Origin of the sequence: Nocardia farcinica (assembly GCF_001182745.1) — a bacterium.
In the GTDB taxonomy this organism is placed as follows: Bacteria; Actinomycetota; Actinomycetes; order Mycobacteriales; family Mycobacteriaceae; genus Nocardia; species Nocardia farcinica.
Map to the genome: position 1 here is coordinate 1,081,837 of NZ_LN868938.1, position 13,302 is coordinate 1,095,138.

The 13,302-nt window shown below is 71.1% G+C and carries 16 protein-coding genes; 8 read left to right on the forward strand and 8 right to left on the reverse strand.

The genetic code is table 11. The annotated features are described in order from the left end of the window. The first annotated feature begins 109 nt into the window (after window positions 1-109). Window positions 110-1,000 carry a universal stress protein gene (locus AMO33_RS05280; RefSeq protein WP_060590919.1) on the forward strand — a complete coding sequence of 297 codons (891 nt, stop codon included), beginning with the start codon at window positions 110-112 and terminating at the stop codon, window positions 998-1,000. 77 nt (window positions 1,001-1,077) lie between these two features. Here the strand turns inward: AMO33_RS05280 and AMO33_RS05285 are convergent, their stop codons facing one another. The 3 genes from AMO33_RS05285 to AMO33_RS05295 form a co-directional block, all read right to left on the reverse strand. Further along, a complete protein-coding gene (locus AMO33_RS05285) occupies window positions 1,078-1,482 on the reverse strand; it encodes a DUF779 domain-containing protein (RefSeq protein WP_011209528.1) in 405 nt (134 codons plus the stop codon). Further along, on the reverse strand, window positions 1,482-2,999 hold the full coding sequence (adh, locus tag AMO33_RS05290) for an aldehyde dehydrogenase (RefSeq protein WP_011209527.1): 1,518 nt from the start codon (window positions 2,997-2,999) through the stop codon (window positions 1,482-1,484). Before adh ends, AMO33_RS05285 begins: the two co-directional genes overlap by 1 nt. A 112-nt stretch (window positions 3,000-3,111) precedes the next feature. Further along, a complete protein-coding gene (locus tag AMO33_RS05295) occupies window positions 3,112-4,551 on the reverse strand; it encodes an MFS transporter (protein WP_060590920.1) in 1,440 nt (479 codons plus the stop codon). A 129-nt stretch (window positions 4,552-4,680) separates the two neighbouring features. Between AMO33_RS05295 and AMO33_RS05300 the strand changes: the two genes are divergently transcribed. Then, a complete protein-coding gene (locus AMO33_RS05300; protein ID WP_060590922.1) occupies window positions 4,681-5,154 on the forward strand; it encodes a MarR family winged helix-turn-helix transcriptional regulator in 474 nt (157 codons plus the stop codon). Here the strand turns inward: AMO33_RS05300 and AMO33_RS32925 are convergent. Together AMO33_RS32925 and AMO33_RS05310 are read right to left on the reverse strand one after the other, a co-directional pair. Beyond that, window positions 5,133-5,501, reverse strand: coding sequence for a cold-shock protein (locus tag AMO33_RS32925; RefSeq protein ID WP_060590923.1), 369 nt, complete (start codon window positions 5,499-5,501; stop codon window positions 5,133-5,135). The genes AMO33_RS05300 and AMO33_RS32925 overlap by 22 nt on opposite strands. 20 nt (window positions 5,502-5,521) lie before the next feature. Beyond that, entirely contained in the window at window positions 5,522-5,737 is a 216-nt protein-coding gene (locus AMO33_RS05310) for a hypothetical protein (protein ID WP_060590925.1), read from the reverse strand. A gap of 137 nt (window positions 5,738-5,874) precedes the next feature. On the opposite strand from AMO33_RS05310, the gene AMO33_RS32505 reads away from it, so the two are divergent. Further along, a complete protein-coding gene (locus tag AMO33_RS32505; RefSeq protein WP_255266226.1) occupies window positions 5,875-6,006 on the forward strand; it encodes a hypothetical protein in 132 nt (43 codons plus the stop codon). Window positions 6,007-6,041: 35 nt separating this feature from the next. On the opposite strand, the gene AMO33_RS05315 is transcribed toward AMO33_RS32505, so the two are convergent. Continuing rightward, window positions 6,042-6,344 carry a hypothetical protein gene (locus tag AMO33_RS05315; protein WP_060590927.1) on the reverse strand — a complete coding sequence of 101 codons (303 nt, stop codon included), beginning with the start codon at window positions 6,342-6,344 and terminating at the stop codon, window positions 6,042-6,044. 181 nt (window positions 6,345-6,525) lie between these two features. Further along, window positions 6,526-7,512, reverse strand: a complete 987-nt coding sequence (locus AMO33_RS05320; RefSeq protein ID WP_060590929.1) for an AraC family transcriptional regulator — start codon at window positions 7,510-7,512, stop codon at window positions 6,526-6,528. A 74-nt stretch (window positions 7,513-7,586) separates the two neighbouring features. Between AMO33_RS05320 and AMO33_RS05325 the strand changes: the two genes are divergently transcribed. Both AMO33_RS05325 and AMO33_RS31300 read left to right on the forward strand, forming a co-directional pair. Continuing rightward, complete coding sequence (locus tag AMO33_RS05325) at window positions 7,587-8,396, forward strand: NmrA family NAD(P)-binding protein (protein WP_060590931.1); 810 nt, start codon at window positions 7,587-7,589, stop codon at window positions 8,394-8,396. Between the two features lie 102 nt (window positions 8,397-8,498). Continuing rightward, the gene (locus tag AMO33_RS31300; RefSeq protein ID WP_157838395.1) at window positions 8,499-8,642 is read left to right on the forward strand and encodes a hypothetical protein; all 144 of its coding nucleotides are present in this window, start codon (window positions 8,499-8,501) and stop codon (window positions 8,640-8,642) included. A 132-nt stretch (window positions 8,643-8,774) separates the two neighbouring features. Here the strand turns inward: AMO33_RS31300 and AMO33_RS05330 are convergent, their stop codons facing one another. Continuing rightward, the gene (locus tag AMO33_RS05330; protein WP_060590933.1) at window positions 8,775-9,953 is read right to left on the reverse strand and encodes an MFS transporter; all 1,179 of its coding nucleotides are present in this window, start codon (window positions 9,951-9,953) and stop codon (window positions 8,775-8,777) included. A gap of 271 nt (window positions 9,954-10,224) precedes the next feature. Between AMO33_RS05330 and AMO33_RS05335 the strand changes: the two genes are divergently transcribed. The 3 genes from AMO33_RS05335 to AMO33_RS05345 all read left to right on the forward strand — a co-directional run bounded on the left by AMO33_RS05335 (window position 10,225) and on the right by AMO33_RS05345 (window position 13,277). Further along, on the forward strand, window positions 10,225-11,025 hold the full coding sequence (locus AMO33_RS05335) for a crotonase/enoyl-CoA hydratase family protein (protein ID WP_060590935.1): 801 nt from the start codon (window positions 10,225-10,227) through the stop codon (window positions 11,023-11,025). A gap of 133 nt (window positions 11,026-11,158) precedes the next feature. Continuing rightward, complete coding sequence (locus AMO33_RS05340; protein ID WP_011209517.1) at window positions 11,159-11,656, forward strand: MarR family winged helix-turn-helix transcriptional regulator; 498 nt, start codon at window positions 11,159-11,161, stop codon at window positions 11,654-11,656. After that, window positions 11,649-13,277, forward strand: a complete 1,629-nt coding sequence (locus tag AMO33_RS05345) for an MDR family MFS transporter (protein ID WP_011209516.1) — start codon at window positions 11,649-11,651, stop codon at window positions 13,275-13,277. The genes AMO33_RS05340 and AMO33_RS05345 overlap by 8 nt, the downstream gene beginning before the upstream one ends. Window positions 13,278-13,302 lie beyond the last annotated feature (25 nt).

A 13,302-nucleotide genomic window follows, 5' to 3' on the forward strand; every position in this document is an offset into this window, starting at 1 on the left:
GTGACGCGGTGTGGGCCCTGCCCGCGTGGCCGGGGTCGGTGGGGCATGCTGCTAGGGGTAGGACTGCTGGCATGCGTCCCGGTGTGACGCGGAACCGAAGGGACTCGAGGTGGCCGAAACACAGGTAAAGCCCACCGAACCGGTGATCGTCGCGGCGGTGGACGGTTCGGCGAGCGCGCAGCAGGCGGCGGCCTGGGCGGCGAAGGAAGCGGTGCTGCACGATTGCACGCTGCACCTGCTGACCTCCGTGGCGGTGAGCACCGGCTACAGCACCGGCCGGACGTTGCCGGGCGTGGAGCTGGAGTGGTTGCGCTCGGAGGGGGAGCGGATCGTCGCTGCGGTGCGTGACGCGGTGCGCGAACAGGTTTCGGCGGAGCTGGCCGTCACCACGGAGGTGACCTTCGAGTTCGTGATCCCGGCGCTGCTGGAGCGTTCCGAGCGGGTGCGGATGGTGGTGGTCGGCAGCCGTGGTCTCGGGGCGTTGCAGCGCGGCCTGCTCGGCTCGGTGAGCACGTCGGTGACCCGGCACGCGCACTGCCCGGTGGCGGTGATCCGTGAGACAGCGGCGCTGGACGAGCAGTCGGCGGGCAAACCGGTGTTGGTGGGCGTGGACGGAACCGACAACAGTGTGCCCGCCGTGGACTACGCCTTCGAGGAGGCGTCCCGGCGCGGTGTCGGGGTCGTCGCACTGCATTCCTGGACGGATGCCACCGGGCTGGAAATCGCGGTGGCCGAGTGGGACACGATCGCCACCGACGAGGAATCCCTGCTGGCCGAACGGCTGGCGGGGTACGCCGAGCGGTATCCGGACGTGCCGGTGCGCCGAATCGTGGTGGCGGACCGGCCGGTCCGCGCGCTGTTGAGCGAGTCGGAGGACGCGCAGCTGGTGGTGGTCGGCAGTCACGGGCGCGGTGGGTTCACCGGCATGCTGCTGGGGTCGACCAGCAACGCGCTGATCCACACGGTGGAGTGCCCGATCGTGGTGATTCGCAAGCGCTGAGGGTGTCGGCGCCCGCGGTCGGTGGTCGCGCGTGCGACGGGCTGCTCACCGACGCGTTCGGTGAGCAGCCCGGTCGCTCAGCGGGGCGCGTCCGCCCCGGTGCGCGGTGGCGCCTGCCGGTCCAGCTCCTCGACCTCGTCGTCGGTGAGCAGCCGGGAGCGGATGAGGAAGCGCACGCCTTCGGGCGCTTCGAGGGAGAATCCGCTCCCGCGGCCGGACACCACGTCCACGGTGATGTGGGTGTGTTTCCAGTACTCGTACTGGTCGGCGCTCATCCAGAAGGGGATGCCGTCGCCCACCTCGCCGAGCAGCACGTCCGAGGCGCCGACGCGGAATTCGCCGCGCGGGTAGCACATCGGGGCGCTGCCGTCACAACATCCGCCGGACTGGTGGAACATGAGCGCGCCGTGCTGCGCGGTGAGCCGGGTCAGCAGCTCGGCCGCGGCATCGGTCAGCGCGACGCGCTCGATCCCCTCGGGCATCAGAAGAATCCGAGCTTGTCCGGCGAGTAGCTGACCAGCAGGTTCTTGGTCTGCTGGTAGTGGTCGAGCATCATCTTGTGGTTCTCACGGCCGATGCCGGACTTCTTGTAGCCACCGAAGGCGGCGTGCGCGGGGTAGGCGTGGTAGCAGTTGGTCCACACCCGGCCCGCCTTGATCTCGCGACCCAGCCGGTAGGCGGTGTTCATGTCGCGGGTCCACACGCCCGCACCCAGACCGTAGAGGGTGTCGTTGGCGATGGAGATCGCCTCGTCGACCGAGTCGAAGGTGGTCACCGAGACGACCGGACCGAAGATCTCCTCCTGGAAGATCCGCATGTCGTTGCGGCCCTTGAAGATCGTCGGCTCGACGTAGTAGCCGTTGGGGAACACGTCGACCTTGCGGGGCCCGCCACCGGTGAGCACCTCGGCGCCTTCCTTACGGCCGATGTCGATGTAGGACAAGATCTTCTCGTACTGGTCGTTGCTGGCCTGCGCGCCGATCATGGTGGCGTCGTCGAGCGGGTTGCCGCTGACGATGGCCTTGGTGCGCTCGACGGCGCGGGCCATGAACTCGTCGTAGATGGAGGAGTGGATCAGTGCGCGCGAGGGGCAGGTGCAGACCTCGCCCTGGTTGAGCGCGAACATCACGAAGCCCTCGACGGCCTTGTCCAGGAACGCGTCGTCGGCGGCCATCACGTCGGGCAGGAAGATGTTGGGGCTCTTGCCGCCCAGCTCCAGGGTGACCGGGATGATGTTCTCGCTGGCGTACTGCATGATCAGCCGGCCGGTGGTGGTCTCACCGGTGAAGGCGACCTTGGCCACGCGCGAGCTCGACGCCAGCGGCTTGCCCGCCTCCACGCCGAAGCCGTTGACCACGTTGAGCACGCCCGGGGGCAGCAGGTCGGCGATGAGCTCGACGACCTTCAGGATCGAGGCCGGGGTCTGCTCGGCGGGCTTGAGCACCACCGCGTTGCCCGCGGCCAGTGCGGGCGCCAGCTTCCAGGTGGCCATCAGGATCGGGAAGTTCCACGGGATGATCTGGCCGACCACGCCGAGCGGCTCGTGGAAGTGGTAGGCGATGGTGTCGTTGTCGATCTCGCTGATGCCGCCCTCCTGGGCGCGCACCGCGCCGGCGAAGTAGCGGAAGTGATCGACGGCCAGCGGCAGGTCCGCGGCCAGGGTCTCGCGGACCGGCTTGCCGTTCTCCCAGGTCTCGGCGACCGCGAGGGCCTCGAGGTTCTGCTCGATGCGGTCGGCGATCTTGTTGAGAATGTTGGCGCGCTCGCTCGCCGAGGTCTTGCCCCAGGCGTCGGCGGCGGCGTGGGCGGCATCGAGGGCCAGCTCGACGTCGGCGGCCGAGGAACGGGCTACCTCGCAGAACACCTCGCCGTCGACGGGGGAGGGATTCTCGAAGTAGCGGCCCTCCACGGGGGCCTTCCACTCGCCGCCGATGAAGTTGTCGTAGCGCGCGGCGTAGTCGACGATGCTGCCTTCGGTTCCCGGCTTTGCATAGATCATTGCGGGTAACTCCTCGCTGAGTCCGGATGCGTCCACGGTCTGCCGACCGTGATGCGGCTCACTATGCTCCGCCAGGGTTGATGAAACGTTGAACCGTTCGTCGGCGCGCGTGTCAGGACCGGGCGGGCGCCATCTCCGCGGGGTGCGCCCGGCCGGTCGCGGTGATGGCGGGCCGGGCCGGAATCGCCAGGGCCACCAGGGCCGCGACCACCGCGACGCCGCACCCGAGCAGCAGGCCGGTACGGAAGCCGGCCTCGGTGGGGATGGTGTGCCCGCCCAGCTGGGTGCTCATCTGCGCGAGCACGACACCGATCACCGCCGCCGAGGACGTCGTGCCGATCGAGCGCATGAGGGTGTTGAAGCTGTTGGCCGAGGCGGTCTCCGACAGCGGCACCGAGGACATGATGAGGGCGGGCATGGCGCCGTAGGCCAGGCCGACGCCGGCGCTGCTGACGCAGGTCACCACCATCAGTCCCCACGCCGAGCTCATCAACACCATCGACGAGCCGTAGCCGAGGGCGATCACGATGCTGCCCGCGATGAGGGTGATCTTGGGGCCGTACCGGGCCGAGATGCGGGCGCCGACCGGGGAGACCGCCATCATCACCAGGCCGCCGGGGAACATCCACAGGCCCATCGCGAGCATGGATTGGCCGAGGCCGTAGCCGGTGGCGGTGGGCAGCTGCATGAGCTGCGGGATGATCAGCGACTGCGCGTACATGCCGAAGCCGACCACGACGGAAGCGAGGTTGGTCAGCAGCACCGGACGGCGCGCGGTGACCCGCAGGTCGACCAGCGGATCGTCGATGCGCAGCTCCCACCAGGTCCACGCGGCCAGCGCCACCACGGCGAGCGCGAACAGGCCCAGCGTCAGGCCGCTGGTCCAGCCCCAGTCTCCGCCCTTGGACACGGCCAGCAGCAGGCTCACCAGCGCGGTGCCGAGGCCGAGCGCGCCGAGTGGGTCGAAACCGCCGGTGCCCTGGGGCGGCGTGGCGGGCACGACGAACCAGATCAGTGCGGCCACCACCGCGACGAGCACCGCCGAGCCGAGGAACAGCACCCGCCAGCTGGTGTTCTCCACCACCGCCGCCGAGATCGGCAGGCCGAGTGCGCCGCCGATGCCGAGCGAAGCGCTCATCACGGCGATGGCGCTGCCGAGCCGTTCGGGCGGCAACGCGTCGCGCATGGCGCTGATGCCCAGCGGGATGATGCCCGCGCCGATGCCCTGCAGGCCGCGTCCGACGATCATCGGCAGCACCGACGAGGCGGCCGCGCACACCAGCGAGCCGGCCAGCAGCGGCACCGTGCAGATCAGCAGCATGCGCCGCTTGCCGTAGAGGTCGCCGAGGCGGCCGGTGATGGGGGTGGCGACGGCACCGACGAGCAGCGTCACGGTGATCACCCAGGAGGCGTTGGACGCGGTGGTGTCCAGCATGCGGGGCAACTCGCCGATGAGCGGTACCACGAGGGTCTGCATGAGCGCGGCGGCGATACCGCCCGCGGCCAGTGCGGCGACGATCAACTCGGCCCGGGCGCTGCGCGATGGGGACAAACCGGAACTCCTCGTGACAAGCTCGATGGTGCGCGAGAACGCGACTGATGCAGGATACACACGAATTGTATGATGCAAAATCCCAGCTGAGCGGCCTGGCGGGGATCCTGGAGGAGGGTGACGGACAAAATGGACAAACCGACCGACGCTGTGGAGTTCGAGACGATGCTGCTCGGCCGCCACAGCCTGGCCGGTCTGTCCCGGCGCGGCGGGCTGCTCGATCGCAGTCACTACATCGTGCTGCGCCGGCTGCGCGCGCAGGGTCCGATGTCGGTGGGTGAACTCAGCGACGCCTTCGGGCTGGACACCTCCACCGTGCACCGGCAGACCACCGCGATGCTCGGCGCGGATCTGATCGAACGCATCCCCGATCCCGACGGTGGCATGGCCCGCAAATTCCGGATCACGGCCGAAGGCGCCCGCCGGATGGATCAGGTGCGCGAGCGCAACGTGCGCGGGCTCGAGCGGGTGCTGGCGGGCTGGCCCGCCGCCGATGTCGCCGCTTTCGCCGCGTATCTGCGCCGGTTCAACACCGATATCGAACGCCTCGACGAACGGCCGTGGCCGCGCCCGCCCGCGGCTCAGCAGGAACCGCGCCGGTAGGGGCGCACGGCGACGGCCTCCGGCCCGGCCTTGGTCTCCTCGGCCCGATACACCACCGGGCCGCCGGCCACGAGGGTGCGGTAGCCGACGGCCTCGATGGCGTGGAACTCGACGAACACCGCGGGCGATCGGTCGTCGGGGGTGATGAAGCCGAAGCCCTTCTCCGCGTCGAACCAGGCGACGGTGCCGTGGCGCCACGGGCCGGAATCGCGGTGGCGCCCTTGCTGTTCCGGCGCTGTAGCCCGCGGACCCGCCCGGTGCGGCGTGTCCGCGACGCGGGCCGGGCGGGCGGGGCGCTGGGGAACGTGCGCGCGCCGGGTCGGCGCGGCCGGGGAGATCGGTGACATGGATGCGGCTCCGGCGGAGGTCAGTAGGCGAGCGGGTAGTCGTCCTCGTCGGGCAGGGGGGTGCTGATGGATTGGTCGATCCGGTCGGCGAGGTCGGCGTCGTCGAAGGCCCGGCGGATGCGCTCGGCCAGCGGGTTCGACGCGACGAGGTCCATGTCCGCGCCCTGGTCGTCGGCGAGGATCGGCGTGAACTGGTCCGCGCGGTCGGCGTAGTCGGCCGTGGGGATCGTGCTCATGGTGCCTCCGTTTCGAACTCGTGGATCGGACGCTTTGGTCTGGCGCTGTTCGGTTCGGATGCCGGGGTTCGAACACCGGCGGTCGGACACGAAGAGGGGCCGGAGCGGTTCCGGCCCCCGAATCGAGAGGAAGGGACGTGACATTCGACCGTGTCCCGTCGGGTCGGCGGCTGCGCCACCTGCTGCCACGTCGGGTGGCGGTGCGCCGTGTGGTCGACACCGGCGCCGAGGGGGTGGGCAGCCCGGCCGCCGTTCGGGTCGTTGGCTGACTGATCTTCTCGACTGACCTCGCATCACCTCGCTTTCACCGGTTCGGACGACGGCTGCTGCCGGGTGCGGGCGGGCCGCGCTGGCTGGGCCGCGGTGGTTCCGGCGCCCGGCCGTGGGCGACGGGTGCCACCCACGGGCCGGATCGACGGGACGGGTCCGGTGCCGGGGGGATCGGCACCGGCGCCGCGGTGGTGGTCCGGCGCCTGGCCAGTGCGGTGGCCAGGATCTCGTCCACCGACTCGAAGAGGTCCTCGAGGTCGGGGTCGAGCAGCAGGAGCCGGTCCGCCACCAGGTCGAGCGGTTCGCTCTCGACCGCGGCCGCCTGCGCGGTCACCACCGTCGCGGGCTCGCCCGGTGCTCAAACACCTCCCGAGGGATGGCTGCGGTCGCCCCGGGTGGCGGAATCACGGAACGGGACGGCGTGCGTGGGCATGGCGGCCACCTCCATTTCGCGATGTACTACCAGCGTCTTTCAGAAAATCTGTTTTTGTCGGTATAGATTTCTTTTAGCACTCACGTCAGCCGAGTGCAAGTGGTTCGAGCACCCGATCGTGGGCGGAATCCGTGCCGCCGCGGCAGGCGCGGCGGAACTCGCCGGGGCGAAGACCTTTCACCCGGGTGAACGCCGCGCTGAGCGCGTACCCGTCGCTGTAGCCGACCGCGCGGGCGATGGCGCCGAGGGTGTCGTCGGTGCGGCGCAGGCGGTCGGCGGCCAGCGCGACCCGCCAGCCGGTCAGGTACGTCATCGGTGGCTCGCCGACGAGCTCGGTGAACCGGCGCGCGAAGGCCGCCCGGGAAACTCCCGCGCGACGGGCCAGCTCGGCGACGGTCCAGTCCGCCGCCGGGTCGTCGTGGATCGCCCGCAACGCCGGACCGGCGACCGGGTCCCCGAGTGCCCGATACCAGGGCGGCCCGTCCGCGCCGAGATCGTCGAGCCAGCAGCGCAGGGTGGAGACCAGCAACAGGTCGAGCAACCGGTCCAGCATCACCTGTTGGCCCGGGCGGTCGGCGGAGATCTCGCGCAACAACAGCGCCATCTCCGGCGCCGGATCGGGCTCGGCGGGCACCCGCACCACCCGCGGCAGGGCCGCGAGCAGGCGTTCGGCGACGTCGGCTCGGGCGGGGTAGGCGCCGGTGAGCACGACGGTGGCGGCGTCGGGGCGATCCCCCCACACGCGCGGGCCGATGTAGGCGGATTCGGGCACCTCCCGGCCGTCGAGGTCGGTGCACCGATCGTCCGCCTCGACGAACAGCCGCGGGCTCGTCGTCGGGGAATCGGACAGTGTGTAGGGGTGCGGACCGCGCACGATGGCCGCGTCCCCGGGATCGAGCCGCACCGGCGGGTGGCCGTCCGCGCGCACCCAGCATCCCCCCTGCGCCATCGCGACCAGCGTCAGCGCCGCGCCGTCGCTGAACCGCACACCCCAGGGCGGGTCCATCATCGACTGGCACAGCACCGCCCCGCGGGCCCGCGTCTCATGCAGCAACGACTCCAGCACATCCACGCCTGAGACGATCTCACATCGACCATGGACTGAGAACCATCGTCCGTCTCGCGATCGGCGGCTGGAATGAAGACATGACGATTCTGGTTCTCGGCGCGACCGGCAAGACCGGCCGCCCTCTGGTGTCCACCCTGTCCGCCCGCGGCGTCGACGTGCGCCCGGCCACCCGCGCCACCGGCTTCGACTGGAACACCCCCGCCACCTGGGATGCCGCGCTCACCGGCGTCGACGCCGTCTATCTCGTCGAGACCGACCAGGGCGGCGACCCGGTGGCCGATTTCAGCAGCCGCGCGGCGGCACGGGGGGTGCGGCGGGTGGTGCTGCTGTCGGCGCTGAGCCGCGATCCGGTGAACACCGCGATGAAGCGGGAGAGCGAGCGGGCCGTGGCCGAGTCCGGGGTGGCGTGGACGGTGCTGCGTCCGGCGTGGTTCGTCCAGAATCTCACCGGGTTGTCGTTCATCGCCGAACCGCTGGCCACGACCGGCGTGCTCGCCCTGCCCTGCGGGGACGGGCGGGAGGCGTTCATCGATGCCCGCGACATCGCCGAGGTCGCCGCCACGGCGTTGCTCGATGACGGACACGCCGGGCAGACCTACGAGCTGACCGGTCCCCGGGCGATGAGCTTCGGTGAGCTGGTGGCCGAGTACGCGGCGGCGACCGGCAAGGAGTTGCGCTTCGAGGACATCGCGGAGGAGCAGTACGCGCGCCAGGCGGCCGCGGCGGGCTTCGGCGACGACGAGGTCGCCTTGGTGCTGAGCCTGTTCCGTGAGGTCCGCCGCAGCGGTGGCGCGCCGATCATGCCCGACGTGGCACGGGTGCTGGGCCGCGCGCCGCGTGATCCCGCCGTCTGGATCGGCGAACAGGGCGCCTCGGCCGCCGCCTGACCGCCGCGGTGTTTCCCCGTCGGCAAACCGGACACCCTTTCCCCGCAAGGGCCGCGCGCTCGGTGACGGGCCACGGCCGCCTCGCGACGAGAGGGAGGACCGATGGTTTCCCGGGACACGATCGCCCAGTTGCACCAGGACATCACCACCGCCGAGGACGCGGGGGACACCGAGACGGCCGATCGGCTGCGCAAGGAACTGGCCGCCGCCGAGAACGCCGCCGAGCAGGACGAGCAGGCTCGGTGATCGGTGCTGTCCCGCCGGCCGAGGGCGTCGCTGAGCGCGCGGCGCCCGGCCTGGCGGGACGGCCGAGCGGACGGTGGGGAGATCGGCAGCCGTGGTGGTCGCCCGACCCAACCCCGCGGTCGTAGGCCGGGTTCAGTCCCGGACAGCGCAGGCACGCACTGGTTCCCGTGCCGCGCGGGCGGCCAGACCGAACACCGTGAGCGCGAGGAGTCCGGCGGCGGCCGCGATCGGCGGCAGCGCTCCCGGCCCGGCCGCGTCGACGACCGCGCCGCCGAGAGTCGCGCCGACCGCCACACCCAGGTAGGTCCCGGAGGTGTTGGCCGCCAGCGCCGGGGTGGCGGCCGGTCCGGCCAGCCGGTGTAGCCGGGCCTGGACGGCGGGGGAATTCCAGAACGCCGCCCCGGCCCACAGCAGCGCCAGCGGATACAGCAGCGCCACCGGTACGGGGCGCAGCGGCCAGAGACCGGTGAAGGCGAGCATCGCCGCGACGAACACCCCCACCCCGATCAGCAGCGCACGGTCCGCGCCCCAGCGGTCGGTGCCGTGCCCGCCGAGCCACAGGCCCGCCATGCCCGCGAATCCCGAGACGGCGAACAGGGTGGCGCGGGCGGCGGTGTCGGCGGTGGCGAGTCCGGCGACGAACGGCGCCAGGTAGGTCAGCAGCATCATCGACCCGGACATCAGCACGACATTGCCCGCCAGGCCCAGCCACACCGGCGCGGTGGCCAGCGCGCGCAGCTGCTCGCGCGGCCGCGCGGTCGTCGCGGCCACCGGTGGGACCGCGGCCGCCACCCCGACCGCCACGCACAGGCCGGCCAGGGCCATGGCACCTAAGGTGGCCCGCCAGCCCCACGCCGCCCCGATCCAGGTGCCCAGGGGAACGCCGACCGCGATCGCGCCGGTGACGCCCAGCCCCACCACCGCAAGGTATCGGCCGAGCCGTTGTGGCGGCGCCAGGCGGGCGGTGAGACCGAACAGCGTCGGCGTCGCGGCCGCGGCGGCCAGGGCGGCGAGCACCCGGGCGGCGAGCAGGGCCTCGAACGCGGGCGTCACCGCGGCCAGCGCGTTGGCCGCGACGAACACGACCGCCGCACCCGCCAACAGCGCGCGCGGCGCGCAGCGTGCCGTCACCAGCGCTGCCAGCGGCGCCGCCACGGCCAGGGTGAGGGAGAAGACGGTGACCAACCGGCCCGCGGTACCGACGGTGACATCCAGGTCGGCGGCGATCTCCGGCAGCACCCCGGCGATGACGTAGTCGTCGGTGTAGAAGACGAGCGCGGCCACGGCCAGCACGGCGAGCCACACCGGCATGCGAGCGTCCTTTCCGTCGTCGCGCCGGACGTTATCCGCGGAAGGGGACGGGCCGCAAACGCTTTTCCACGCGGCTCAGTGCCGGGCGTGCCGCGTCGGATACCACTGCTCGCCGACCGGCTCCCCGGCCATGTTCCAGCTCCACGACTCCACGGGGGTGATGGGGACGCGGTGGTCCCCGGATCATGTGGGGTGGGGGAGGGGGCGCGCTATCCTGGCGCGGCTGTCGGACGGGGTCGTGCCCGTTCACCGGATCGAATGCGGAGGCCCCATGAGCGAACCCGTCCTCGTCGAACGGCACGGCGCCACGGTCGTGTGGACGTTGAACAGTCCGCGGGCGCGCAACCCGATCTCCGAACCGGAGACCATCGAGGCGCTGGAGTCGGCGGTCGCGGCGGCCGAGGCCGATCCGGACGTGCGCGTGGCGATCCTGACCGGTGCGGGTGCGGCGTTCTCCTCCGGCGGCAACATCAAGCACATGCGCGACAAGGCGGGCATGTTCGCCGGCGGTCCCGCCGACCTGCGCCCGGGGTACCGGCACGGCATCCAGCGCATCCCGAAAGCGCTCTACGACTGCGAGATTCCCACCATCGCCGCGGTGAACGGTCCGGCCATCGGCGCGGGCTGCGATCTGGCGCTGATGTGTGACATGCGGATCGCGGCGCAGAGCGCGGTGTTCGCGGAGAGCTTCGTCAAGGTCGGGTTGATTCCCGGCGACGGCGGCGCCTGGCTGTTGCCGCGCGCGGTGGGCATGGCCCGTGCCAGCGAGATGGCGTTCACCGGTGATGCGATCGATGCGGCCACCGCACTGGAGTGGGGCTTGGTCTCGCGGGTGGTGCCCGACGCGGAACTGCTCCCGGCCGCGCACGCGCTGGCCGACCGGGTCGCGGCGAATCCGCCGCACGTGCTGCGGATGACCAAGCGCCTGATCCGGGAGGGGCAGCATCAGCGGCTGGAGTCGCTGCTGGAGTTGTCCGCGGCGATGCAGGCCATCGCCCACACGACCGAGGACCATCACGAGGCGGTCGCCGCCATGCTCGACAAGCGCCCGCCCCGGTTCACCGGTCGCTGACCTGGTCGTTCACCGCCCCGTCGCTCGCCGAGCGGCGGGGCGGTCGTGTTTGTCCGAAATGAACTATTTGATTAGCGCAAGCAACTAAAATATAGTTGCTTACTGCAACCAATCAATCCACGGGAGTCTCTCGATGCCGGTGTCCACCGAAACGGCGCAGAACCTGATCAAGGAGCTCTACCTGATCGGGCGGGCCATCCGCGGTGCCCTCGCGCACCCGGACGAGGGAGCGCTGCTGCCCGGGGCGATCGGCGTGCTCAGCACGCTCGAGACCAAGGGGTCGTGCCGGCAGGGCGATCTGGCGGTCTCCATCTGCATCAGCCCCTCCGCGCTGAGCAGGCATGTGACCGACCTGGTCGCGGCCGGCTACGTCAGCCGCACGGCCGACCCCAGCGATGGGCGCGCGACCCTCATCGAAGTCACCGACGCGGGACGGGCGCTGCTCGAGCGCATCCGGGTCTCGCGGGCCGAGGGCCTGCAGTCGGTGCTCTCGGATTGGAGCGAGGAAGAAGCGGAACGGGCGTGCACGGCAGTGCGCAAGCTCAGGAACTCACTGGCCGACAACGCGCATCGCAGCGTCGCGGGCGAGCGGAAGCCGGTGTCGAACGAAAGTCAGGGAACGGATGTCTAGTTCAGTCGAGACGGGCACGCGACCCGATCCCGATGCCATGACCCACCGCGAGGTCCTGGAGGCGATGACGGGTCTGCTGGCCGCGCTGTTCACCGCGCTGCTCAGCACCACGATCGTGGCCACCGCCCTGCCGACCATCATCGGTGACCTGCAGGGCTCGCAGACCGCCTACGCGTGGGTCATCACCACGGCGTTGCTGGCGAACGCCGCCTCGACGCCGATCTGGGGCAAGCTCGCGGACCTGTTCAACAAGAAGCTGCTGGTGCAGCTGTCGATCGTCATCTTCGTGGCGGGCTCGATCCTGGCCGGCGTCGCCCACAGCGTCGACGTGCTGCTCGCCGCGCGGGTCGTGCAGGGCATCGGCATGGGCGGGCTCACCGCACTGGTGGTCGCGATCATCGGCTCGATCGTCGCCCCGCGCGAACGCGGCCGCTATTCCGGTCTGATGGGCGCGGTGATGGCGGTCTCGATGTCGGGCGGCCCGATCCTGGGCGGCGTGATCGTCGACAGTCCGCTGGGCTGGCGCTGGTGCTTCTTCGTGTGCGTGCCGCTGGCGGTGATCGCGTTGTTCCTGTTGCAGCGCACGCTGCGGCTGCCCACCGAGCGCAAGGACGACGTCTCGATCGACTGGCTGGGCGCGGTCCTGCTGACCGCGGGCGTGTCGGTGCTGCTGATCTGGGTGTCGTTCGCGGGCAAGGCCGGCTACTACGACTGGGTCTCGCGCGAGTCGGTGCTCTACGTCGGCGGCGGTGTGCTGCTGCTGGCGGCGACGGTGTGGGTCGAGGCGCGGGCCAAGGCGCCGATCATCCCGCTGAAGATCGTCACCGAACGCACCACCGGGCTGGCGATCATCGCCTCCATCGCGGTCGGTGTCGGCATGTTCGGCGCCACCACCTTCCTCGGGCAGTACTTCCAGACCTCGCGGGCCTACTCGCCGACCATCGCCGGTGTGCTGACCATTCCGATGGTCGCCGGCATGCTGGTCGCCTCGGTCGTCTCCGGCCAGATGATCACCCGCTTCGGCAAGTGGAAGAGCTTCGTGGTGAGCGGCGCGGCGTTGATGGTGGTCGGCTTCTCGCTGCTGGCGACCATCGACCACGCCACCAACCTGTGGCTGGTCGGGATCTACATCACCGTGATCGGCCTCGGCATGGGCATGATGATGCAGAACCTGGTGCTGGCCGTGCAGAACACGGTGAGCGTGCAGAACATCGGCGCGGCCTCGAGCAGCGTCGCCTTCTTCCGGACCTTCGGCGGCGCGATCGGTGTGTCGGTGCTGGGATCGGTGCTGGCGACGCGGGTGAGCGAGCTGTCGGCGGAGGGCTTCGCCCGCCTGGGCATCCGGCCCAGCGGCGAAGGCGGCAGCAACCTGGATCTGAGCGGGCTGCCCGCGCCGGTGCTCGATGTCATCCGCGCGTCCTACGGTGACGCGACGGGGCGGATCTTCCTGATCGCGGCGGTGGCGACCTTCGTGGCGCTGCTCGCGGCGGCGGTGCTGCCCAACCGGCCGCTGCGCCGCACGATCGACATCGACCCCGCGCAGGATCCGATGCGCACCGGCGTGCCCGCCGCGCCGGAGGAACGCGACGGCGTCGAGCTGGAAAAGGCGCGCACCAGCTGAGCACCCCCTGACGCGAAGGGCCCCG